This is a genomic window from Sphingomonas sp. NPDC092440 (assembly GCF_044754985.1).
In the GTDB taxonomy this organism is placed as follows: Bacteria; Pseudomonadota; Alphaproteobacteria; order Sphingomonadales; family Sphingomonadaceae; genus Sphingomonas.
In genome coordinates, this window is the sequence record NZ_JBIVQA010000005.1 from 63,096 (window position 1) to 84,397 (window position 21,302).

Annotated in this window: 18 protein-coding genes; 7 read left to right on the forward strand and 11 right to left on the reverse strand. The window is 69.3% G+C overall.

The window, feature by feature from the left end:
* Positions 1 to 26: 26 nt before the first annotated feature.
* The 6 genes from ACIQCS_RS09950 to ACIQCS_RS09975 all read right to left on the reverse strand — a co-directional run bounded on the left by ACIQCS_RS09950 (position 27) and on the right by ACIQCS_RS09975 (position 9,029).
* Positions 27 to 1,043, reverse strand: coding sequence for a sensor histidine kinase (locus ACIQCS_RS09950; protein ID WP_345849867.1), 1,017 nt, complete (start codon positions 1,041 to 1,043; stop codon positions 27 to 29).
* A gap of 72 nt (positions 1,044 to 1,115) precedes the next feature.
* A complete protein-coding gene (locus ACIQCS_RS09955) occupies positions 1,116 to 1,928 on the reverse strand; it encodes a DUF815 domain-containing protein (protein WP_280277978.1) in 813 nt (270 codons plus the stop codon).
* Positions 1,929 to 2,150: 222 nt separating this feature from the next.
* The gene (locus ACIQCS_RS09960) at positions 2,151 to 4,232 is read right to left on the reverse strand and encodes a tetratricopeptide repeat protein (RefSeq protein ID WP_345849868.1); all 2,082 of its coding nucleotides are present in this window, start codon (positions 4,230 to 4,232) and stop codon (positions 2,151 to 2,153) included.
* A complete protein-coding gene (gene prsR / locus ACIQCS_RS09965; protein ID WP_345852045.1) occupies positions 4,216 to 5,568 on the reverse strand; it encodes a PEP-CTERM-box response regulator transcription factor in 1,353 nt (450 codons plus the stop codon). The genes ACIQCS_RS09960 and prsR overlap by 17 nt, the downstream gene beginning before the upstream one ends.
* A 14-nt stretch (positions 5,569 to 5,582) precedes the next feature.
* Positions 5,583 to 7,640, reverse strand: a complete 2,058-nt coding sequence (gene prsK, locus ACIQCS_RS09970) for an XrtA/PEP-CTERM system histidine kinase PrsK (RefSeq protein WP_345849869.1) — start codon at positions 7,638 to 7,640, stop codon at positions 5,583 to 5,585.
* Entirely contained in the window at positions 7,641 to 9,029 is a 1,389-nt protein-coding gene (locus tag ACIQCS_RS09975; protein ID WP_345849870.1) for a TIGR03013 family XrtA/PEP-CTERM system glycosyltransferase, read from the reverse strand. It abuts the gene before it with no gap.
* A 159-nt stretch (positions 9,030 to 9,188) separates the two neighbouring features.
* On the opposite strand from ACIQCS_RS09975, the gene ACIQCS_RS09980 reads away from it, so the two are divergent.
* The gene (locus ACIQCS_RS09980) at positions 9,189 to 10,250 is read left to right on the forward strand and encodes a mannose-1-phosphate guanylyltransferase/mannose-6-phosphate isomerase (protein ID WP_345849871.1); all 1,062 of its coding nucleotides are present in this window, start codon (positions 9,189 to 9,191) and stop codon (positions 10,248 to 10,250) included.
* Here the strand turns inward: ACIQCS_RS09980 and ACIQCS_RS09985 are convergent.
* Positions 10,247 to 11,398 (reverse strand): sulfotransferase, encoded by a 1,152-nt coding sequence (locus tag ACIQCS_RS09985; RefSeq protein WP_401530730.1) that lies wholly within the window; start codon positions 11,396 to 11,398, stop codon positions 10,247 to 10,249. The two genes, ACIQCS_RS09980 and ACIQCS_RS09985, sit on opposite strands and share 4 nt — an antisense overlap.
* Before the next feature lie 53 nt (positions 11,399 to 11,451).
* Here ACIQCS_RS09985 and ACIQCS_RS09990 point away from each other — a divergent pair, with 53 nt between their 5' ends.
* Complete coding sequence (locus ACIQCS_RS09990) at positions 11,452 to 12,039, forward strand: aspartyl/asparaginyl beta-hydroxylase domain-containing protein (protein ID WP_345849873.1); 588 nt, start codon at positions 11,452 to 11,454, stop codon at positions 12,037 to 12,039.
* Positions 12,040 to 12,074: 35 nt separating this feature from the next.
* On the forward strand, positions 12,075 to 12,359 hold the full coding sequence (locus ACIQCS_RS09995) for an HNH endonuclease (protein ID WP_345852047.1): 285 nt from the start codon (positions 12,075 to 12,077) through the stop codon (positions 12,357 to 12,359).
* Here the strand turns inward: ACIQCS_RS09995 and pepF are convergent.
* The 3 genes from pepF to groES all read right to left on the reverse strand — a co-directional run bounded on the left by pepF (position 12,356) and on the right by groES (position 16,709).
* Positions 12,356 to 14,221 carry an oligoendopeptidase F gene (gene pepF / locus ACIQCS_RS10000; protein WP_345849874.1) on the reverse strand — a complete coding sequence of 622 codons (1,866 nt, stop codon included), beginning with the start codon at positions 14,219 to 14,221 and terminating at the stop codon, positions 12,356 to 12,358. The two genes, ACIQCS_RS09995 and pepF, sit on opposite strands and share 4 nt — an antisense overlap.
* A gap of 498 nt (positions 14,222 to 14,719) precedes the next feature.
* Complete coding sequence (groL, locus tag ACIQCS_RS10005) at positions 14,720 to 16,363, reverse strand: chaperonin GroEL (protein ID WP_345849875.1); 1,644 nt, start codon at positions 16,361 to 16,363, stop codon at positions 14,720 to 14,722.
* 58 nt (positions 16,364 to 16,421) lie between these two features.
* Positions 16,422 to 16,709: a co-chaperone GroES gene (groES, locus tag ACIQCS_RS10010; RefSeq protein WP_086128153.1), complete on the reverse strand. Its 288-nt coding sequence runs from the start codon at positions 16,707 to 16,709 to the stop codon at positions 16,422 to 16,424.
* Positions 16,710 to 16,985: 276 nt separating this feature from the next.
* Here groES and sppA point away from each other — a divergent pair, with 276 nt between their 5' ends.
* The 3 genes from sppA to ACIQCS_RS10025 are packed head-to-tail and all read left to right on the forward strand — an operon-like array spanning position 16,986 to position 19,897.
* Positions 16,986 to 18,878, forward strand: a complete 1,893-nt coding sequence (sppA, locus tag ACIQCS_RS10015) for a signal peptide peptidase SppA (protein WP_345849876.1) — start codon at positions 16,986 to 16,988, stop codon at positions 18,876 to 18,878.
* A complete protein-coding gene (locus tag ACIQCS_RS10020; RefSeq protein WP_345849877.1) occupies positions 18,875 to 19,450 on the forward strand; it encodes an N-acetyltransferase family protein in 576 nt (191 codons plus the stop codon). Before sppA ends, ACIQCS_RS10020 begins: the two co-directional genes overlap by 4 nt.
* A gap of 60 nt (positions 19,451 to 19,510) precedes the next feature.
* The gene (locus ACIQCS_RS10025; protein WP_345849878.1) at positions 19,511 to 19,897 is read left to right on the forward strand and encodes a hypothetical protein; all 387 of its coding nucleotides are present in this window, start codon (positions 19,511 to 19,513) and stop codon (positions 19,895 to 19,897) included.
* Between the two features lie 40 nt (positions 19,898 to 19,937).
* Here ACIQCS_RS10025 and ACIQCS_RS10030 read toward each other — a convergent pair whose 3' ends face one another.
* A complete protein-coding gene (locus ACIQCS_RS10030; protein WP_345849879.1) occupies positions 19,938 to 20,573 on the reverse strand; it encodes a TRIC cation channel family protein in 636 nt (211 codons plus the stop codon).
* Between the two features lie 63 nt (positions 20,574 to 20,636).
* Between ACIQCS_RS10030 and ACIQCS_RS10035 the strand changes: the two genes are divergently transcribed.
* Positions 20,637 to 21,302 (forward strand): YoaK family protein, encoded by a 666-nt coding sequence (locus tag ACIQCS_RS10035; RefSeq protein WP_280277999.1) that lies wholly within the window; start codon positions 20,637 to 20,639, stop codon positions 21,300 to 21,302.

Genomic DNA, 21,302 nt, shown 5'->3' on the forward strand with positions numbered 1-21,302 from the left:
GCCGCTCGAGCCGATTCGCCGCCCCCTCAAGCCTCCAGCACCACCGTGACTACCGTGCCGTCCGGCCCGGTCTGCGTCGTCGTCGTGCCGCGGGCCTGCCGGACGAAGCCGTCGATCAGCTTCTGGCCGAGCCCGCCGTCCTTGCGCGGCCGGGTGTTGGCGGGCATGCCCACGCCATCGTCGCGCACCACCAGCTTCCAGCCGGACGGGATGGCCGCGAACCGCACTTCGATCCGCCCGCTGTCGCGCCCCGCAAAGGCGTGCTTGGCGGCATTGGTCACGAGCTCGTTGACGATCAGCCCGATCGAGACGGCCCGGTCGCGCGGCATCGCGCCATGGTCGCACACGCATTCGAGCGTGATCGCGCCGCGCAGGAACAGCGCCTCGGCCAGCGCCGCGCTCAGCTCGTCGAGATAGACCGCCATGTCGACGGCGCCCGGCGAGGATGCCGCGCCGCGATAGAGGTGCCGGTGCGCCCGCGCGATGCTCTCCACCCGGGCGAGCGCCGAGGACAGCGCCACCTGGGTCTCCGCGTCCCGCGCGCGGCGGCGCTGCATGTCGAGCAGCGCGGCGACCAGCGTGAAATTGTTCTTCACCCGGTGATCGAACTCCTCGAGGAACAGGTCGCGCTCCGATATCTCGCGATCGCGCTCGTCCGACGCGCGGCGCACGGCGCGGCGGAACAGCTCCGCGATCACGATCACCGCCAGATAATTCACCGCGGCGAGCACCAGCCGGGCGGTTTCGTCCGGCGACTTGAGCGCCATCGAGTGCCGCACCGGCAGCACGAAATACCAGCTGTAGAGCAGGGTGAGCACCCCGGTCAGCAGCCCCGCCTGCCACCGTCCGAACAGCGTCGCCATCAGGATGGCGGGAAAGCCGAGCACGAACGGGCCGGCGGCGGGGGCGACACTGTCGATCGCGGTGCGCAGCCCGATGGCCAGCGCGGTGGCGAGCAGTCCCAGGCCCAGCTGCACGATCCATGTGCCGCGCCCGTTCGGCGCCAGCCGGTCGAGAAGATCGGTTTCGCCTATCCGCCCCATGGCGCGAGGAGGGACTGGCCGCCGGTCAGAGTCAAGCGTCCTCGCCGGTCTTTTTGATCTGGATCAGTGCAATTACAGGTTGCGCCCCGATCTTCCTGCAAGATCAACAACATATTGCCACGCAACGCGCCCCGATCGGCTGCCGCGCCGCGTCGCCCAGCCGATCGCATCGACCGGATCGAAGCCAAGGCCATGCGCATCGGCATAGGCGCGGACGATGTCGACATAGGTGTCCTGATCAACAACGTGGAAGCCGAGGCTGAGTCCGAATCGGTCGGCCAGCGCCAGCCCGTCGTCCGCCGAATCGCGCGGATTGATCGCGCTCGATTGCTCGGCAATGTCGCGGACGACGAGATGGCGGCGGTTCGAGGTGACGAGCAGCCGCGCATTGTTCGGCCGCGCCTCGGCCCCGCCCTGGAGCAGCGAGCGCAGTGCCCGGGCATCGCCCACGCCATCGAAGCCGAGATCGTCGAGGAACACGGCAAAGGGACGGTCGGTCGCGCCGAGCAGCCCGAACAGCTCGGGCAGGGTGGCGAGCTCGGTGGTCACCGCCTCGACCAAAGCGAGGCGCCCGCCTTGTGCCTGCACCGCGGCGACCGCGCTCTTCACCAGCGCCGACTTGCCGGTGCCGCGCGCGCCCCAGAGCAGCACGTCCTGCGCGGCATGGCCATCGGAAAGCCGGGTGAGGTTCGCCACCAGCGCCTCGCGCTGCGAATCCACGCCGCGCAGGATATCGATCGGAAGCGGATCGAACACGCGCGCCGGGGCCAGGCCGTGCCCGCGCCACACATAGGCGGGATGCGCCTCGAGATCGGCGGGCGGCGGCGGCGGCGGGGCCAGCCGGTCGAGCGCATCGGCGATGCGGGCGAGGATCTCTTCGTTCATGGGGGGTGGCTATAGCGAGGCGCCGTCGCCGGCTCACCCCCAACTTCGCTATCAGCGCCTATGCGTGCGGCTTGTCGGGCATTGGTGGAGCCCGGCGCAATGCCGGTGTGCCGGCCTTCCCTTTCTCCCTCGACCGCACCCGCAACAGGGGCTCGTGCGCGCGGAAAGATCGATCCCCCGTAGCGTAGACTTCGTAAACTTCCGCGGCCGGGCGCCGTCGTTTCAGCCTTTGGCCATCGCCTGTGCCGCCGCCCGCTCGGTGAAGCCCGGATCGGCCAGCGCGGCCTGGGCGTGCTGCTTGGCCTCTGCCTTGCGGCCCAGCGCCGCATAGACCTGGGCCAGGTGCCAGCGCAGGCCCGGATGCCGGGGGGCGAGGATCACCGCCTTCTGGAGCAGCTCGAGCGCGCCGTCCTTGTCGCCGCCGCGGAACAGCGCCCAGCCATAGGCGTCGACCACGGCGGGATTGGCCGGGGCGAGGCCATAGGCGGCTTCGCCGAAATCGACCGCGGTTCCGGTCTCGCCCGCGCCGGCATAGGCGGCGGCCAGCTCGGCGTTGAGCACGGCGTCGCCATCGCCGATGCGGGCGCGGATGTCCTCCAGCGAATCGATTGCCGCGTCATAATCTCCCGCGGCGAGTTGCCAGTGCGCCGAGAGGCGCAGTGCCGGGACGCTCACCGGGTTCTGCGACAGGAACAGGGCGAGCGCGTTCGCCGCATCCTCGCGCCGGCCCGCGCGATCGAGCGCGTCGACCAGGCGGAGCAGGGTCGGCTCGTCGAAGCGCAGATCGGCGGCGTGGCGATAGGCGGTGGTGGCATCGGCCGGGCGGCCGAGCAGCATCAGCATGTCGCCCAGCACCACCTGCGCACCGGCGGCGCCGGGGTTCTTCGCGGCAATGTCCTGGGCGCGGGCCAGCGCGCCGGCCCGGTCGCCGCCGGCGATCAGCGCGCGGATCAGCGGCAGCGTCGCCGCCGGGTCGCTCGGCCGCCGCGCCGCATCGGCGGCAAGCGTGGCGGTGCCGTCGTCGGCGCTGAACGCCGTCGCCTCGCCCGTTGCCGGGAAGGCGGCGCGGTCGAGGAAGCGGGCGGCGCTGTCGCGGTCGCCGATCCGCTCGAAGCCGCGCGCGGCCAGGGTCAGCGCATAGCTGTCGGCATCGGTGCGGGCGACCACCGGGCTCAGCATGTCGATCGCGTTGCGGGCGCGATCGGTGCGCAGCAGGGCGACGGCGAGCAGCTTGCGCGCGGTGATGTTCATCGGCTGCAGGCCGACCAGGTCGGTCAGCTTCTCGATCGCCTGCTCGTAATCGCCCTTCTCCAGGTCGAGCGTGCCGCCGAGCAGCATCATGCCGGGAAGCGCGTCGATCGCGCCGCCGGTCTTGTCGAGGATCGAGCGGGCAAGATCGAAATTGCCGGCCCGCGCGGCGATCACCGCCTGAAGGTAGAGCGCCTGCGGGCTGCCCGGCCGGGCGGCGAGCGCGCGGCGGGTGGCGGCGAGCGCGTCGACGGCGCGGCCGGCATCGCCCAGGGTCGCGGCATATTCGATCAGCGCGGCATGGCGGGCCGGGTCGCGCTTCAGCGCCTGCTCGAACCAGGGCAGGGCGGCGACCAGCCCATATTGGCTGCGCACCACCTCGCCGCGCACGACCAGCGCGTCGACCGAGCCGGGCGCGAGCTTGACCGCGTGGTCCGAAGCCTCGGCGGCGCCGAGGAGGTCGCCGGCGGCGAAGCGGAAGCGGGCGACATCGGTCCATGTGCCGGCATCATCGGGTGCGAGATGCAGGGCCTGGTCGAGGGCGCTCTGCGCGCCGGCATAGTCGCTCGTCGCGGCCAGCGCGCGCGCGCGGATGCGCAGCCCATAGGGGCGCAGCTTTTGCGGCGCCTTGTCGGCCTCGGCGGGCGCCTTGTCGGTCTTGCCCTGGAGTATCCATGCCTCGGCGCGCCATTGCGGCACGGCAGCGGCGTCATAGCCGGCATCGACCGCGCGCTGGATCTCGCCCTCGGCGCCGACGCCGTCCTGCAGCGCGAGCAGCGCGCGCGCGAGGACGATATGGGCGTTCTCATTGTCGGGATCGCCGCGCACCGCCTCCGCCGCGAGGTCGCGCGCGGCGGTGGCGTTATCGGCCTTGAGCAGCGCCTCGGCGCGTGCGGTCGCCTCGGCGGCTTCGGCCTTGCCCATCCGGCCGGGGGCCAGCGTGAACCAGCCGATCAGCACGGCGAGCAGCACCGCCAGCGCACCGCCGATCACCAGCACGCCGCGCACGCCGAAGCCCGAGGATCTGGCGCGGGCGCGCCTATGGCTGGAGGTCATAGGCCTTCATCAGGTCATAGAGGGTGGGGCGGCTGATGCCGAGCAGCCGGGCGGTGCCGGAGATATTGCCTTCGGCGCGGGCCAGCGCGTGACGGATCGCCTTGCGATCGGCGAGCTCGCGCGCGGCCTTCAGGTTGACCGGCTCGATGCCCGCCTGGGCGTCGAGGTCGAGATCCCCGGCGGTGACGTGCTTGCCCTCGGCCATGATCGCCGCGCGCTTCACGCGGTTCTCCAGCTCGCGGACATTGCCGGGCCAGCCCCAGGCATCGATCGCGGTGAGCGCGTCGGGCGCGAAGCTGCGCGCGGCGGTGTTCATCTGTGCGGCGTACTTCCGCAGGAAGTGGCGCGCGAGCAGCCCGGCATCGCCCGGCCGCTCGGCCAGGCTGGGGATGCGCACGACGATCTCGGCGAGGCGGTAGTAAAGATCCTCGCGGAAGCGATTGTCGGCGACCATCGCGTCGATGTCCTGGTGCGTCGCGCAGACGATCCGGGTGTCCACCGCGATCGCCTGGCGCCCGCCGACACGCTCGATCACCCGCTCCTGGAGGAAGCGCAGCAGCTTGACCTGGAGCGGCAGCGGCACGTCGCCGATCTCGTCGAGGAACAGGGTGCCGCCCTGGGCCAGCTCGATCTTGCCCTCGGTCGTCTTCACCGCGCCGGTGAAGGCACCCTTCTCGTGCCCGAACAGCTCGCTCTCGAGCAGCGTGTCGGGGATCGCCGCGCAGTTGATCGCGACGAAGCGGCCCTTGCGCCCGCTCTTGTCGTGCAGCCCGCGGGCGAGCAGCTCCTTGCCGGTGCCGCTGGCGCCGAGCAGCATCACCGACACGTCGGCGCTGGCGACGCGCTCGATCGTGCGGGTAACCTTGAGCATCTCGGGCGCGCCGGTGAGCATGCCGCCCAGCACCGCGCCGGCCTCGACTCGTTCGGCCAGGCGCCGGTTCTCCGCCTCCAGCGCGTGGACGTGGAAGGCGCGGGCGACGATCAGGCCCAGCGCGTCGATGTCGATCGGCTTCTGGTAGAAGTCCCAGGCGCCGAGCGCGATCGCCCGCAGCATCGATTCGTGCGCGCCATGCCCGGAAGCGACGATCACCTTGGTATCGGGGCGGAGCGACAGGATCGTCTCCAGCGTCGCGAAGCCTTCGGTGGTGCCGTCGGGATCGGGCGGCAGGCCGAGATCGAGCGTGACCACCGGCGGCTCCTCGGCGCGCAGCACGGTGATCGCTTCCTCGCGGGTGGAGGCAGTGAAGATCTCATAGCCGTCATAGGCCCAGCGCAGCTGGCGCTGGAGCCCGGCATCGTCCTCGACGATGAGCAGCTTGGGCAGCGACCTGGACAAAGCGGGGGCGCCGCTCATGCGGCTCTCCCCATGCCCAGGTCCGCGGGATGCGCGGCCCTCAGGATCACGCGGAAGCGCGTGCCCTTGCCTTCGCGCGACGTCACTTCGATGCGGCCCTCCATGGCATGCGCGAGCTGGCGCGCCTCGAAGGCGCCGATGCCGAACCCGCCTTCCTTCGACGAGACGAAGGGCTTGAACAATTTGTCGCGGATGAAGCCGGGCGACATGCCGGTCCCGAGATCGATCACGTCGATCGCCACACGCTCGCCATCGGCCAGGACCGCGAGCGTCACCGGCTCGTTCGCCGGGCTCGCATCGATCGCGTTCTGGACGAGATGGCCGAGCAGCTGCTCGAGGCTCGCCGGATCCGCATGGGCGATGGCGCTGCGGACGCCCGAAGTGACCACCGGATGCTGGCCCCGGCGCTGGCTGGCGACTCGTTCGACCAGCGCGACGATCTCGATGGCATGCGGCGCCTCGGAGCGGCCGCGATGATGCTGGGAGAGGCGGGCGAGCAACCCGTTCATCCGCTCGGCCGAGCTCTGCAGCGTCGCCACCATGTCGGCGCGGAACTCGGGCTTGTCGGCATGGCGTTCGGCGTTGCGCGCCGTGAGGGTCAGCTGGCTCACCAGGTTCTTGATGTCGTGCAGGATGAAGGCGAAGCGGCGGTTGAACTCGTCGAAGCGTTGCGCCTCGGCGAGCGCCTCCTGCGCGCGGGCCTCGGCGAGATAGGAGGCGACCTGGCGGCCGGCCACCTTCAGCAGGTCGAAATCCTCCCAGTCGAGCGCGCGGTCGAGCGGCGGGCGCGCGAGCAGGATCGCGCCCGCGAGCTCGGCCAGATGCGGCAACGGGACGATCACCCAGGCCTCGGGCAGGTCGAGCATCCATTGCGGCACGACGGAAGCGTCGCGGTGATCCTCGCTGCGGCGGACGGCATCGAGCTCGATGATCCGCCCGGTCGCCTGGAGATGCTCGCCCAGCGCCATGTCGCTGGCGATCGGCAGCGTCGTGCGATCCCAGTTCCAGCTCGCGCCGACGCCGAGCCCGCCGGCATCGGGGACGAGCAGCACCCCCGCCGGGCTCTCGGTCAGGTCGGCGATCGCCTTGACGATGCGCTCGTCGAGCGCGGCGCCGCCCTGCGGATTGCCGAGCGTCTCGGTGAAGCGCATCCATTCGGTGCGATAATCATAACGATGGCGGAAGAGATGCTTGGCGAGCTTGACCTTGAGCCAGGCGCGCAGCCAGCTATTGGCGACGAGCGTGAGGATCGCCGCGGTCGAGCCCAGCACGAAAGCGGTCTGGAGGATGCGGGCATTGGGGCCGCCCACGGTGGCGATCGCGGAAGTGGCGAGCGCCAGCAGCGCGAAATAGACGCCGACCGCGACCAGCGAGAGCGACTGGTAGGTGACGGTGCGCGACACTTCGATCTTCCATTCGCCCTTGCGCTGGAGCGCGGTGCCGATCGCGAGCGCGATGGCAAGATAGGCGAGCCCGCGCAGCACCAGCGGCTCGATCCGCCATTCGGCGGCGAGATAGGCGATCGTGTAGAGCCCGAGCTCGGCGCACCAGATGCCGGCAAGCGCGAGCACCAGGCTGCGCAGCGGCCCGCCCGCGGCCGGGCTCAGGGCCGACCAGAGCGCCTGGACCAGCACCAGTGCCGCGACGGCGACGAGCATGCGCAGCAGCACGGCGGCATTGGCGGTCTGCGCGGCCACGATCGGCTCGGGATCGGCATAGGCGATGAGCGTGAGCCCCAGCGCGCCGATCTGCACCAGCGCGACGACGCCATAGACCGTGCCCAGCGCGATCGGCGGACGCGTCTGCGCGTCGCGGCGATGGAGCACCAGCATGAAGCCCAGCCAGGCCAGATTGCGCAGCGTCTCGGCGAACCAGCTGGCGACGTCGGTCGATCCGATGCCGGCGATGGCGAGCGCCCAGAGCGCGGTGGCGGCCAGCGCGAAGGCGAGCGGGCGGCGCGGCAGCCCGGCCAGGTCGGTGCGCCAGGCCCAGAGCGCGAGCGCGCCGAACAGCAGCGCCGCGAGCGCATGCAGCCAGAGCAGCAGCGCGCCCATCTAGCGCGCGCCTTCGGGGAACAGCACGACGCGGATGGTCTGGAGCAGGATCAGCACGTCGAGGAACGGCGAATAGTTCTTCGCGTAATAGAGGTCGTATTCCAGCTTCTGGCGCGAATCCTCGATCGAAGCGCCATAGGGATAGTTGATCTGCGCCCAGCCGGTGATGCCCGGCTTCACCATGTGGCGCTCGGCATAATAAGGCAGCTTGGTCTCGAGATCCTCGACGAACTGGGGGCGCTCGGGGCGCGGGCCGACGAAGCTCATCTCGCCCTTGAGCACGCTCCAGCATTGCGGCAGCTCGTCGATCCGCGTCTTGCGGATGATGCGGCCGACGCGCGTGATGCGCGGATCGTCCTTCTCCGCCCACACGGCCTTGCCGCCGGCCTCGGCGTCCTGGCGCATCGAGCGCAGCTTGATCACGTCGAAGCCGGTGCCGTACAGGCCGACGCGGCGCTGGCGGTAAAAGGCCGGGCCCCGGCTCTCCAGCTTCACCAGGATGGCGGTGAGCAGGATGATCGGCAGCATCAGCGTGAGCAGCACCAGGCTGGCGCCGATGTCGAACAGCCGCTTGAACATGCTCGACAGCATGCGACCCGAGGAGAAGCCGTCGGAGAAGATCAGCCAGCTGGGATTGACGCTGTCCAGGTCGACGCGGCCGGTCTCGCGCTCGAGGAAGGTCGAGATCTCGTTGACGTGCACGCCGGTGGTCTTGATCCGCAGCAGGTCCTTGAGCGGCAGCGCGTTGCGCCGCTCCTCGAGCGCGAGCACGACTTCGCTGGCGTTGAGCACCACGACATGGTCGGCGAGATTGTAGATCGCATCGCGGGCGATCGCCTCGGGGATCACCCGATTGGCCTCGCTCATCGCGACATAGCCGACCACGACGAAGCCCGCGCCGGGGGTCTTGGAGAGATCCTTGAGGCGCTGCGCCCGCGCGCCGGCGCCGAGCACGACGATGCGGCGCTTGAACGCCTGGCTGCCCAGCGCCTTGCCGAGCAGGACGCGCAAAGCGATCAGCGAGGCGATCGAGCAGCCCATCGCGTAGAGCAGGTTCGAGCGCCAGAAGCCGATCTCGGGGATCAGGAAATAGAGCACGCTCAAGCCGATCACGCCCAGCGAGATCGCCACGATCAGCCGCGCCATCGCATAGCGCAGCGACTGGAGCGAATCGGCACCATAGACGCCGACTGCGACCATCGCGATCTCGAGGAACAGCGCGTAGCTGACGAGCTGCGGCCAGCGCTCCTGCATCAGCGGCAGGCCGATGCCGAGCTGATGGGCGCGCAGCATCCAGCCGAGCTCGCCCGACATCGCCAGCAGCAGGATGTCGAGAAAGCCGAGCAGCAGCACCGCGTTGGGCACGTAATGCTTGAACAGCCGGATCATGGAGAGCCGCTGTAATGCGGAAGTGTAAACAAATCCGACATGGCGCCGCCCTGGGTTGGCGGAAAAATCTCCGCCGTTCCGGCACCAATGCCGCAGCCCATGTGTTTGACCCCGGGGGCAAATCGCAGCATTGCGAAATCTTCAGGAGGTTCGAAGCACATGCCGGATTCGAAGCCGATCGTTCCTGTCATCCTGTCGGGAGGATCGGGCACCCGACTCTGGCCGATGTCGCGGGCGGAGAAACCCAAGCAGCTCCTGTCGCTGACCGCCGAGGAGACGATGCTCCAGCTCACGGCGCGCCGCGCCGCCGGGGAGCGGTTCGGCCGGCCGATCGTCGTCGCCAACGCGCATCATGCCGACATGGTGGAGGAACAGCTCGCCGCCGCGGACAGCGCCGCGCGGGCGCTGGTGCTCGAGCCGATGGGGCGCAACACCGCGCCCGCCATCGCGCTCGCCGCGATCGCGGTGGGAGGCGGCGCCGAGCCGCTGCTGGTGATGCCCTCCGACCATGTGATCGCCGATGTCGATGCCTTCCACCTGGCGATCGAGACCGCGCTGCCGCTGGTGGAGGAGGGGTGGCTGATCACCTTCGGCATCACGCCCGACGCGGCCGAGACCGGCTATGGCTGGATCAAGGTGGGCGAAGTGCTGGCCGAGGGCGTGCACCGCGTCGAGCGTTTCGTCGAGAAGCCGGCGCGCGACCGGGCCGAGGCGATGCTCGCGGAGGGTGGCCATACCTGGAATGGCGGCATCTTCCTGTTCCGCGCCGATGCCTATCTGGGGGCGCTGGCCAGCTATGCGCCCGACATGCTGCACGCGGCGCAACAGGCGATGGCGAAGGGCCGGCGCGAGGGCGCCCGGATCTGGCCCGATGCCGACAGCTTCGCCGCCAGCCCGTCGGACTCGATCGACTATGCCGTGATGGAAAAGGCGCCGCGCGTGGCGGTAGTGCCGGTGACGATGGGCTGGAGCGACGTCGGCAGCTGGGACGCGCTCCATGCGATCAGCCATGCCGATGCCGGCGGCAATGTCGTGCGCGGCGATGCGGTGGTGATCGAATCGAGCAACTGCCTGGTCCGCGCCGAGCCGGGCAAGCGCGTGGCGCTGGTCGGCGTCGAGGACCTTATCGTGGTCGCCTCGGGCGATGACGTGCTCGTCCTGCCGCGCGGGCGCAGCCAGGAAGTGAAGAAGATCATCGAGGCGATGCAGAAGGGCGGCTAGGCCGCGGCGCGCCGGGCCTCGAGCGCGTTGAAGACCGGGGCGAGATGCTGTGCGGCGATGGCGCGCAGCTCGGCATCGGCTTCGCGCTGCTTGGCCTCGCCATCGGCCTGGAAGCGTGCCGCCGGGGCCTTGGAATGGCGACCCGCCACCGCGGCCATGGCCTCCCGCGCCGCTGCGTCGGGGGCGATGCCGAAATGGGGGAGGATCCGGTCGAAAAGCGCCTCGGGCAGCTGGGCGTAGTTGATCAGCAGCCCCTTGTCGGTGCCGTGCTCGGTCACCGCGCTGCAGGTCCGTTCGAGGATCCGGGCGATGAAGGTGCGCTCGGGAAGGTGCGCCTCCTCGGCGGCCAGGCCGAACCATTCGAGCGGCACCACGCCGGGGACGGTCTGCACGCCGCGCAGGCGCAGTTGCGAGACCAGCACCTCCACGGGATCGCGGTAGAGGAAGATCCACGGCGTCTCGGGAAAGGCGCGGCGCAGCAGCGGCAGCGCGCGGGTGTGCCAGCTGTCGAGCTTGACGAAGAGATGCTCGGCGCCGCGGCCATAGGCATGGACCAGCCCGCGCAATGCGTCGGCATGCATTTCCGGATCGGGGAAGCGATGCTGGATCATCGCGTCGAGCGGCGGCGCTTCGGAGATCGAGACATGCCCCGGGGCGGCGCCGAGCATCTGCGAGACCAGGGTGGAGCCGCAGCGGGACATGTGGAAGATGAGGCCCGAAGGCGCGCGGAGATCGGTACGGCCCAGGAAGCTGGCGAGCGGCGTGGCGGTGCGGAACAGGCGGTTGAACGGGCGGCCCGCCGCTTCGCGCACCGCATCCTCGAAAAAGGGTGTGTTCGGGGAGATGTCGGCGAAGTTGAACCATTGGACCGCTGGCTCGGGCGCGGCCGGGAAGCTTATGGGCAGCCAGTCCCGGGGCGGCCAGTCGCGCCGGGTGACCGGTGCCTGGAGAAAGCGGTGCATCCCGGCGGGATCGGGGCGGCTGCCCTCGATCAGATCGGCCGTGGCGAGCGATAGGCCGCGCGCCGCGGCCCAGGCGAGCGCGCGCGCCTCGAATATCGCGGGATCATGGGGCCCGGCGAGATGCGCCTGCGCCGGCGGATCGGCCAGCACGGCAGCGCGGAACTGGTCGAGCAGGCTCGGTGGCATTGCAATCATCGGGGACCGGGATAGGCTCGAGGCGGAGGAAAGGGCAGGCTAATATGGCGACCGTATCCGCACAATCCGCCTGGCCCGATCGGGTGCGGCTGCCCCTTGCCTTCGATCCCGGGCCGCTGGCGGCCGATCTCGCCGCGCTCGAGCGTGGCGACTGGACCGCGCATTTCGTGCAGCGGAACTATGAGGGCGACTGGAGCGTGCTGCCGCTCCGCGCGCAGGCCGGCGCCAGGCATCCGATCCAGATGATCTACTCGGCGCCGGGCGCCACTGCGTTCGTCGACACGCCGTGGCGGGCGCGGATGCCGGCGCTGTCGGCGGTGATCGACGCGTTCGCCTGCCCGGTCCTCGCGGTGCGGCTGATGCGGCTCGCGGCCGGATCGGTAATCAAGGAACATGCGGATTTCGACCTCGACGCCGCCGACGGCTTCGCCCGGATCCATGTGCCGATACAGACCAACGCGGATGTCGATTTCCGGCTGAACGGTACCCGGGTGGCAATGGCGCCGGGCGAGGCCTGGTATCTGCGGCTCGCGGATCCGCACAGCGTGGCGAACCGGGGCCGCGCCGCGCGCATCCATCTGGTGCTCGACCTGGCGGTGAACGACTGGCTGATGCGCCAGCTCGAAGGATGAGCGGGCGCGTCCGGCGCAAGCAGGTCGCGGCGGCGATGGAAGCCGTCGCGGTCGCGCCGCCGCCCGAGGCCTGCGCGCTTTGCAGCCGCCCGCTCGGCCGGCGGACCGAATGGCATCATGTGCTGCCCAGAAGCGAGGGCGGCCGGGAGACCGTGCCGCTCCACCCGATCTGCCACCGGACGATCCATGCCAGCGCGAGCAATGCCGAGCTGGCGCGGCTCTATCCCACGCTCGAAGCGCTGCTCGAGCGCGAGGACATCCGCCGCTTCGTCGCCTGGATCGCGGACAAGCCGCCCGATTTCCACGCGCCGACAAGCTAGCCGACCAGCGCCTCGGCCTGGTCGAGCACGTTCTTGAAGTCCGCGATCAGCGCCTGGTACGGGGCGGGGCTGGCCATATCGAGGCCGGCGCGCTTCAGGATCTCGGTCGGATAGTCCGACCCGCCCGCCTTCAGCACGGACAGATAATTGTCGCGCTCCTTCGGCCCGCCCTTCAGGATCGACTGGGCGAAGAAGGTCGCCGCCGAGATGCAGGTGGCATATTGGTAGACGTAGAAGCTGTTGTAGAAATGGGGGATATAGGCCCATTCGTTCGCATATTCGGGCGCCAGTATCAGGTTCGGCCCGTGATAGGTGCGCAGCAGTTCGCCATAGACCTTGGTGAACTTGCTCCCCGACAGGCCCTCGCCCGCTTCCGCCATGTCGTGCGCCTTCAGCTCGAACTCGGCGAACATGGTCTGGCGGAAGAAGGTGCCGCGATAATTCTCCATCTGCTGGCCGAGATAGAAGAGCTTCTCTTCCCTGGTCTTCGCGTTCTTCATCAGGTGCGCGAACAGCAGCTGCTCGTTCAGGGTCGAGGCGATCTCGGCGAGGAAGATCGGATAATCGGCCTTGTCATAGGGCTGGGCCGAATTGGCGAGCAGCGAATGGAGCGCATGGCCCCATTCGTGCGCATAGGTGCTCATCCCGTCATATTTGTCGCTCAGGTTGAGCAGCAGATAGGGGTGCACGTCGAACGCGCCGGGGTTCATGTATGCGCCCGGCCGCTTGCCCTCGCGGGGCCAGGGATCCATCCACTTGGCCGCGGTCGCCTTGGCGATGCGCGCCTGATAGTCGGGGCCGAGCGGCTTCATCGCCTCCAGCGTCGTCGCGCGCATCTGGTCGAGCGTGTAGCTGCGGTCCATCGACACGAGCGGCGGATAGATGTCGTAATAGCCGATGTCCGGCAGCTTGAGCATCTTGCGGCGCAGCTCGAAATAGCGGTGGAGCTGGGGCAGGCCCTTGTTCGCCTCGGCCACCAGCGTGCGGTACACTGTCTCGGGCACGTTGTTGCCGGAGAGCGCACGGGCCAGCGAGGTCGGGTATTTCCGCGCCTTGGCGTAGAAGATGTCGCCGCGAACCTTGGCGCCATAGGTCGCGCCGAACGAGTTCTGGAACTTGCCGTGCGCGGTCCAGAAGGCGTTGAACACCGCCTTGCGGTCCTCGCGGTTGGGCGCGTCGCGGTTGAGCGAATAGCCCTGCGAATCGAGGCGCACCTGCTTGCCGGTCGACAGCGTGATCGTCGGCCAGGGAATGTCCGACGAGCGCAGCTGGCCCGAGATCTCGCCCGGCGCGGCCAGCGGCGATCCGGCGCTGGCGAGGATCGCCTCGCCCTCCGGCGAGAGCGTGTGCTCGGCCTGGCGCAGCGTGTCCGCCAGCGCGAAGTCGAAGCGGGTGCGCAGCGTCGCATTGGCGGCGAGGAAGGCGTCGATCTTCGCCTTGCCCAGCGTCAGCAGCTCGGGCGAGGTCCAGGAACTGGCCTCGCCGAACGCGGTGTAGAGGTCGCGCGCCTGCGCCAGCTTCTCCTGGTTGGCCGAGATGCGGACGTCCTCGTCGCCCTTCAGGCTGGCATAGGTGTAGATGCGGCTGATCGTGCGGCCGAGATCCGACTGGAGCACCAATGCCTGGGCGAGCACGTCGGCGCTTTCGCCGAGCCGGCCCTTGAACCGGGCGACAGCCGGAATCGCGGCGAGCGCCTGCTTGCGGGCATCCTCCCAGGCGGCATCGCCGGCATAGAGCTCGCTCAGGTCCCATTGCGCCCCGGCGGCGGGCGCGGCGGCCTGGCGGGCCCATGCGGGCAGGGCGGCGACGGCGCCGGCGAACGCGGCGGCGGCCAATGCCTCGCGGCGAGAAAGTTCGGTCATGTTCCAGTTCCCCGAGAGCGCGCCTGTAGGCCGGCGCTGTGGTGAGGCGGCCAATCTGTCGCGGTTTCGAGGGGAAAGGAAGTGCTTTGTCGACCTATGACGCCAGCACGCTTCGCTTCAGCGGGCGCCCTTGGGCGTGACGATCCAGTCGCGCTTGGCGCGCCGCGTCATGTGTACGCCGCAATACCGACACTTACTGACGAACTTCTCGACCTCGCCTACGCGCTGCACATGCTTTTCGGAACGCTCGTGTCGACCCCCGACGCAACGGATGCGCCCGGCAATCCAATTATACACCTAACCACCCCCATTGGCTGACCCATTGCTACCTCTTCCATCCTCAAAATGGGGTCAAGCAGGTAACCGCGCGAATTCGCGAAAATCGGAAATGTTCCGGAAACGATACGGATATGTTTCGCGCCCGTGCCGCGGGCTCCCGACGGACGAAAGGCCGGGGATCGCTCCCCGGCCTTCCTGGTTCCGGCGGGACGGAAGGACTTAGAAGTCCATGCCGCCCATGCCGCCCATGCCGCCACCCATGGGGGGCATGGCGGGCTTGTCTTCCGGCAGCTCGCTCACCGCCGCTTCGGTGGTGATGAGCAGGCCGGCGACCGAAGCCGCGTCCTGGAGCGCGGTGCGGACGACCTTGGTCGGGTCGATCACGCCGGCGGCGACCAGGTTCTCGTACACGTCGGTCGAGGCGTTGAAGCCGAGCGTCGTGTCGTTGCCGTCGATCAGCTTGCCCGCGACGACGGCGCCGTCATGGCCGGCGTTCTGCGCGATCTGCTTGAGCGGCGCGGTGATCGCCTTGCGGATGATGTCGATGCCGCGGGTCTGGTCGTCGTTGATGCCCTTCAGGCCATCGAGCGCCTTGGTGGCATAGAGCAGCGCGGTGCCGCCGCCCGGAACGATGCCTTCCTCGACCGCGGCGCGGGTCGCGTGGAGCGCGTCGTCGACGCGGTCCTTGCGCTCCTTCACCTCGACTTCGGTCGCGCCGCCGACCTTGATCACGGCCACGCCGCCGGCGAGCTTGGCGAGGCGCTCCTGGAGCTTCTCGCGGTCGTAATCGCTGGTGGTGACTTCGATCTGCTGGCGGATCGCGTCGGTGCGGCCCTTGATCGCATCGGCATCACCGGCGCCATCGACGATGGTGGTGTTGTCCTTGTCGATCGTGACGCGCTTGGCGGTGCCGAGCATGCCCAGGGTAACCGACTCGAGCTTGATGCCCAGGTCTTCCGAGATGACTTCGCCCTTGGTGAGGATCGCGATGTCCTCGAGCATCGCCTTGCGGCGGTCGCCGAAGCCCGGCGCCTTGACGGCCGCGACCTTCAGGCCGCCGCGCAGCTTGTTGACCACCAGGGTGGCCAGCGCCTCGCCCTCGATGTCCTCGGCGATGATCAGCAGCGGGCGGCCCGACTGCACGACCGCCTCGAGGATCGGCAGCATCGACTGCAGGTTCGACAGCTTCTTCTCGTGGATCAGGATGTACGGATCGGCGAGCTCGACCGACATCTTCTCCGGATTGGTGATGAAGTACGGGCTCAGATAGCCGCGGTCGAACTGCATGCCCTCGACGACGTCGAGCTCGAACTCGAGACCCTTCGCCTCTTCGACGGTGATCACGCCTTCCTTGCCGACCTTCTCCATCGCCTCGGCGATCTTCTGGCCGACTTCGACGTCGCCATTGGCCGAGATGATGCCGACCTGGGCGACTTCATTGGTGCCGGCGACCGGCTTCGAGCGCGACTTCACGTCCTCGACCACCTTGGTCACGGCGAGATCGATGCCGCGCTTCAGGTCCATCGGGTTCATGCCGGCCGCGACCGACTTCATGCCCTCTCGCACGATCGCCTGGGCGAGCACGGTGGCGGTGGTGGTGCCGTCGCCCGCGGTGTCGTTCGCCTTCGAGGCGACTTCGCGGATCATCTGGGCGCCCATGTTCTCGAACTTGTCCTTGAGTTCGATTTCCTTGGCGACGGTGACGCCGTCCTTGGTGATGCGCGGCGCGCCGAAGCTCTTCTCGATCACCACGTTGCGGCCCTTCGGGCCCAGCGTGACCTTCACTGCGTCGGCGAGGATGTCGACGCCGCGCAGGATGCGCTCGCGGGCGTCACGGCCGAATTTTACGTCCTTGGCTGCCATGTTGGCTGACCTTTCAGAAAATGTTGATTCTGTTGACTCGGTAGAAGGGGACGGAAGCTCAGCCGATGATGCCGAGGATGTCCGATTCCTTCATGATCAGCAGGTCTTCGCCATTGACCTTGACCTCGGTGCCCGACCACTTGCCGAACAGGATGCGGTCGCCGGCCTTGACGTCGAGCGGAGTGATCTCGCCCTTCTCGTTCTTCGCGCCCGAACCGGCGGCGACGACTTCGCCTTCCTGCGGCTTTTCCTGGGCGGTGTCGGGGATGATGATGCCGCCGGCGGTCTTGGCTTCGGCCTCGACGCGGCGGACGAGCACGCGGTCGTGCAACGGACGGAAGTTCATTGCCTGATCCTTACTTCAGGGTTGATCTCGGATTTGGCACTCGCTCAGGTCGAGTGCCAGCGGCCGCGATATGCGAAGCCGATCCGCCCGCGTCAACCGGCGCGCGCCATGCCGTTGCAAATTTAGGCGGTCCGGACGCCGGCGCGGGCCCGGCGGCGCGGCCCAAAGGCTCTCGCTGCGAGACATTTGGCGGTTCCTCCGGGATGGCACGGGCATTTACGCGTCCCCCGCGATCCTCTAGCACCACGGGCATATTCCTTCGCATGGGAGCGGCACGTGAAGCTTGTTCGGGGCGCCTGGAAGATCCTGGTGGGGATCAAGGACTTTCTGGTCCTGGTCTTCATGCTGCTGTTCTTCACGATGCTGTTCGCCGCATTGTCCGCCAAGCCCAATCCCGGATCGGTCCGCGACGGCGCGCTGCTGGTGGCGCTTGACGGCGCGCTGGTGGAACAGCCCGAGGAAGTCGATCCCTTTTCCCGGCTCGGCGGCGGCGGCGCGGTGAAGCAGCAGCGGCTGCGCGACGTGGTGCGCGCGCTCGACGCCGCGAAGACCGACAGCCATGTGAAGGCCGTGGTGCTCGATCTCGATCGCTTCACCGGCGGCTATCCGGCCGCGATCAGCGAAGTCGCCGCGGCCATCGGCAAGGTGCGCGCCGCCGGCAAGCCGGTGCTCGCCTATGCCACTGCCTATGCCGATGACAGCTACGCGCTCGCCGCCAATGCGAGCGAGATCTGGGTGAACCCGCTGGGCGGCGCGATGTTCGCGGGCCCGGGCGGCACCCGGCTCTACTACAAGGGGCTGATCGACAAGCTCGGCGTCAATGCGCACATCTACCGCGTCGGCAAGTTCAAGTCGGCGGTCGAGCCCTATATGCGCAGCGACATGTCGCCCGAGGCCAAGGAAGCCGATCTGGCGATGTACCAGCAGATCCTCGACCAGTGGCGGCAGGAGATCGCCAAGGCGCGGCCCAAGGCGCGCGTCGCCGACTATCTGGCGAAGCCCGCGGAGATCGTGACGGCGGCCAAGGGCGATATCGCCAAGGCGAACCTGGCGATGGGCATCGTCGACAAGCTGGGCGACCGGCTGGCCTTCGGCAAGCGCGTCGCCGAGATCGCCGGCGCCCCCAGCGGCAAGCCGGCGGGCAATTTCAACCGGATCAAGCTGGCCGACTTCGTCGCCGCGCACCCGCTGCCCACCGGCGGCGACGCGATCGGCGTGATCACCGTCGCCGGCGAGATCGTCGACGGCAAGGCCGGCCCCGGCAAGGCGGCGGGCGACACGGTGAGCGCGGCGCTGCTCAAGGGCCTGGCGGGCAAGAACCTGAAGGCGCTGGTGGTCCGCGTCGATTCGCCGGGCGGCTCGGCGCTCGCCTCGGAGCAGATCCGCCAGGCGATCCTCCAGGCCAAGGCCCAGGGGCTGCCGGTGGTGGTCTCGATGGGCAGCCTTGCGGCGAGCGGCGGCTATTGGGTGTCGACCGCGGGCGACACGATCTTCGCCGAGCCCAACACGATCACCGGCTCGATCGGCATCTTCGGCGTGATCCCCACCTTCGAGAAGACGCTCGCCAAGATCGGCGTAGGCACGGACGGCGTGAAGACGACGCCGCTCAGCGGCCAGCCCGACATCTATGGCGGCACCAATGCCGAGACCGATGCGCTGCTCCAGTCGGCGATCGAGGCGGGCTATGCGCGCTTCATCGGGCTGGTCGCCAGCGCCCGCAAGCTGACGCCGGAGCGCGTCAACGAGATCGCCCAGGGCCGGGTCTGGATCGGCGGCACCGCCCATCAGATCGGGCTGGTCGACCGGTTCGGCGGGATCGACGACGCGATCGCCGAGGCGGCGCGGCGTGCCAAGCTCGACCCGGCCAAGGTCCATGCCGTCTATCTCGAAAAGGCGCCTTCGGGCTGGGCCCAGCTGATCGCCAGCTTCGCGGACGACAAGGACGAGGATGGCGACTGGGCCGACCAGCCGGCGGGCGCGGACCTGTTCGCCCGGGCCGCGATCGCCCAGCGCGCGCTGCTCGCCCAGGCGCTGGGCGATGCCAGGCGGCTGGCCACCGGCGGCTCGGTCCAGGCGCGCTGCCTGGAATGCGGGGGCTTCGGCCCGGCGACCGGCAGCCTCGACGACGGCCGCCTGTTCGACGCGATCGCGGCGCGGCTCGGCCTGTGATCGGCATCCGCGCAGCCATGCCGGAGGATGCCGGCGCGATCGCGGCGATCTATGCGCCGCACGTGCTCACCGGCACCGCTTCGTTCGAGATCGAGCCGCCGGAAAAGGCGGAGATGCGCAAGCGCATGCACGCAAGCGAGGGCCTCTATCCCTGGATCGTCGCGACGACGGGCGGTTCCAGCGCCAATGATCCGGACGCGGGCGTGATCGGCTATGCCTATGCGGGCAAGTTCCGCGATCGCCCGGCCTATCGCTATGTCTGCGAGACGTCGATCTACCTGACCGACGCGTCGAGCGGATCGGGCGTCGGCCGGCTGCTCTACGAGGCGCTGGTCGGCACGCTCCGGGCCCAGGGCTTCATCCATGCGATCGGCACGATCACCCTGCCCAACGACCGCTCGATCCGCCTGCACGAGGCGGTCGGCTTTCGCCGCCAGGGCGTCTATCGCGAAGTGGGCTTCAAGCACGGCCAGTGGATCGATGTCGGCTTCTGGCAGTGCGAGCTGAACGAACCGCGCGTACCCCCGGTCGAGCCACGGAGATTCGCCGATATGGGGATCGTGCGGGATTGAGGGAATCGGAGGCCGGCGGGTGTCGGCGCGGCCTCCCAGTGAACGAGTGCCCGGTCGCCTATGCCTCACTCCGTCTCCCACAGCATCACGTTCGATGCTGCACGCAAGCTCCTCGATCTGCGGATCGGCGGGCTGGTCTCGCCCGAGGATGCCGTCTGGATCGGCGAGGAGCTGCGCGCCGCGATCCGCGCGCTGGGCCCCGATGTCGGCAAGCATGTGACGCTCTACGACGCCAGCGGGGTGCATGTGGTGCCGCAGGAGACCGTCGAGCTGATCAAGAGCACGCTCGACAATCCCGCGGTCCGCGCGCTGTGGGCGCGCAAGGTCGCCTTTGTGGTGACCACCGCGCTGGCCCGGCTGCAGGCGCAGCGCCTGCGCGAGGTGCGGGCGGACATCGGCATCTTCGACGACCGCGCGGAAGCGATCGCCTGGCTGATGGAGCCCTGATTTCCATTCCGCCACCGGGCCGGGCCGGCAATGAAGCCTCCTATCGCCGGCCCCGATAGGCGGGCAGGCCGAGCTTCCACACGATCGCCGCGGCGCGCAGGCCGAAGCCGGCACCGGCGGCGAGCAGCCCGGCGGCGAAGACCGGCAGTCCGGCCTGCGCCAGCACCACCTGCAGCGTCGCGGTGAGCGCGGCGGCGGTGACATAGAGCTCGGGCCGCATCAGGATCGAGGGTTCGCCCGCCAGCACGTCGCGGATGATGCCGCCCGCGCAGGCGGTGACCACGCCCATCACCGCGGCCGGCACCGGCGGAATGCCATAGCCCAGCGCCTTGGCGGCGCCGAACGCGGCATAGGCGGCCAGGCCCAGCGCATCGAGCCAGGCGAAGGTCGCGTCGTTCCACCAGCGCTGGGGCGTGCTCCATACCAGCACCGCGACGGCGAGGATCAGCGCCGCGACGGTCGCGTCGTGCACCCAGAAGACCGGCGCGCCGATCAGCAGGTCGCGGATCGTGCCGCCGCCCACGCCGGTGACCAGCGCGAAGAAGGCGGCGGTGACGAAGGTCTGGGCCCGGTGCGCGGCGGCGAGCGCGCCGGTCGCGGCGAACAGCGCGATGCCGAACATGTCGAGCCAGGGCAGGATCGGCCCGATGCGGGCGGCGGCGAGAGCGGCGTCCATCCGTCTTGTTTCTCTCCGGCAACGGCTTGCTGTCAAACGCGCATCCGGGGCATGAGTGCGGCCATGCAGCGTACCGAGTCTCCGCTTGTCGTCATCGCCATCTGCCTTGCCGCGCTGGCCGGCTTCGTCGATGCCCTGGCCTTTACCAGCCTGGGCGGCTTCTTCGCCTCGTTCATGAGCGGCAACAGCACGCGGCTGGGCGTGGGGCTGGGGGCCGGCCTGCCCGGCGATGCGGCAGTGGCCGGCGGCCTGGTGATGAGCTTCGTCAGCGGGGTGATCATCGCCAGCGTGGTGACGCGCTGGCGCCAGGCGCGGTTCCGCGAGAGCCTGATGCTGGTGGTGACGGCGCTGCTCGCCGCCGCCGCCACGCTCGCCAGCCTGTCGCCCGGGCCGCTCGTGCTGATCTTCCTCGCCATGGCGATGGGCTGCGAGAACGGCATCCTCCACCGCGAGGGCGAAGTGACGGTGGGCGTCACCTACATGACCGGATCGCTGGTCAAGCTGGGGCAGAAGCTGGCGGATGCGCTGATGGGCGAGCCCGATCGCTGGGCCTGGACGCGCTATCTGTTCCTCTGGCTCGGCTTCATCGCCGGCGCGGTGATGGGGGCGGCGAGCCATGTCCGCTGGGGCTGGACCGCCTTGTGGCTGGCGCCGATCGCCAGCGCGGCGCTCACCTTCGCACTGGTGCGGATCCGGCCGAAGCTGAGCGGGCCCTGGGCGGTGCGGTGA

What these genes read in the sequence shown, in the direction of transcription:
- ACIQCS_RS09950 (WP_345849867.1), bottom strand. Translation starts at nt 1,043, where the DNA reads ATGGGGCGGATAGGCGAAACCGATCTTCTCGACCGGCTGGCGCCGAAC.
- ACIQCS_RS09955 (WP_280277978.1), bottom strand. Translation starts at nt 1,928, where the DNA reads ATGAACGAAGAGATCCTCGCCCGCATCGCCGATGCGCTCGACCGGCTG.
- ACIQCS_RS09960 (WP_345849868.1), bottom strand. Translation starts at nt 4,232, where the DNA reads ATGACCTCCAGCCATAGGCGCGCCCGCGCCAGATCCTCGGGCTTCGGC.
- prsK (WP_345849869.1), bottom strand. Translation starts at nt 7,640, where the DNA reads ATGGGCGCGCTGCTGCTCTGGCTGCATGCGCTCGCGGCGCTGCTGTTC.
- ACIQCS_RS09975 (WP_345849870.1), bottom strand. Translation starts at nt 9,029, where the DNA reads ATGATCCGGCTGTTCAAGCATTACGTGCCCAACGCGGTGCTGCTGCTC.
- ACIQCS_RS09980 (WP_345849871.1), top strand. Translation starts at nt 9,189, where the DNA reads ATGCCGGATTCGAAGCCGATCGTTCCTGTCATCCTGTCGGGAGGATCG.
- ACIQCS_RS09985 (WP_401530730.1), bottom strand. Translation starts at nt 11,398, where the DNA reads ATGCCACCGAGCCTGCTCGACCAGTTCCGCGCTGCCGTGCTGGCCGAT.
- ACIQCS_RS09990 (WP_345849873.1), top strand. Translation starts at nt 11,452, where the DNA reads ATGGCGACCGTATCCGCACAATCCGCCTGGCCCGATCGGGTGCGGCTG.
- ACIQCS_RS09995 (WP_345852047.1), top strand. Translation starts at nt 12,075, where the DNA reads ATGGAAGCCGTCGCGGTCGCGCCGCCGCCCGAGGCCTGCGCGCTTTGC.
- pepF (WP_345849874.1), bottom strand. Translation starts at nt 14,221, where the DNA reads ATGACCGAACTTTCTCGCCGCGAGGCATTGGCCGCCGCCGCGTTCGCC.
- groL (WP_345849875.1), bottom strand. Translation starts at nt 16,363, where the DNA reads ATGGCAGCCAAGGACGTAAAATTCGGCCGTGACGCCCGCGAGCGCATC.
- groES (WP_086128153.1), bottom strand. Translation starts at nt 16,709, where the DNA reads ATGAACTTCCGTCCGTTGCACGACCGCGTGCTCGTCCGCCGCGTCGAG.
- ACIQCS_RS10025 (WP_345849878.1), top strand. Translation starts at nt 19,511, where the DNA reads ATGCCTCACTCCGTCTCCCACAGCATCACGTTCGATGCTGCACGCAAG.
- ACIQCS_RS10030 (WP_345849879.1), bottom strand. Translation starts at nt 20,573, where the DNA reads ATGGACGCCGCTCTCGCCGCCGCCCGCATCGGGCCGATCCTGCCCTGG.
- ACIQCS_RS10035 (WP_280277999.1), top strand. Translation starts at nt 20,637, where the DNA reads ATGCAGCGTACCGAGTCTCCGCTTGTCGTCATCGCCATCTGCCTTGCC.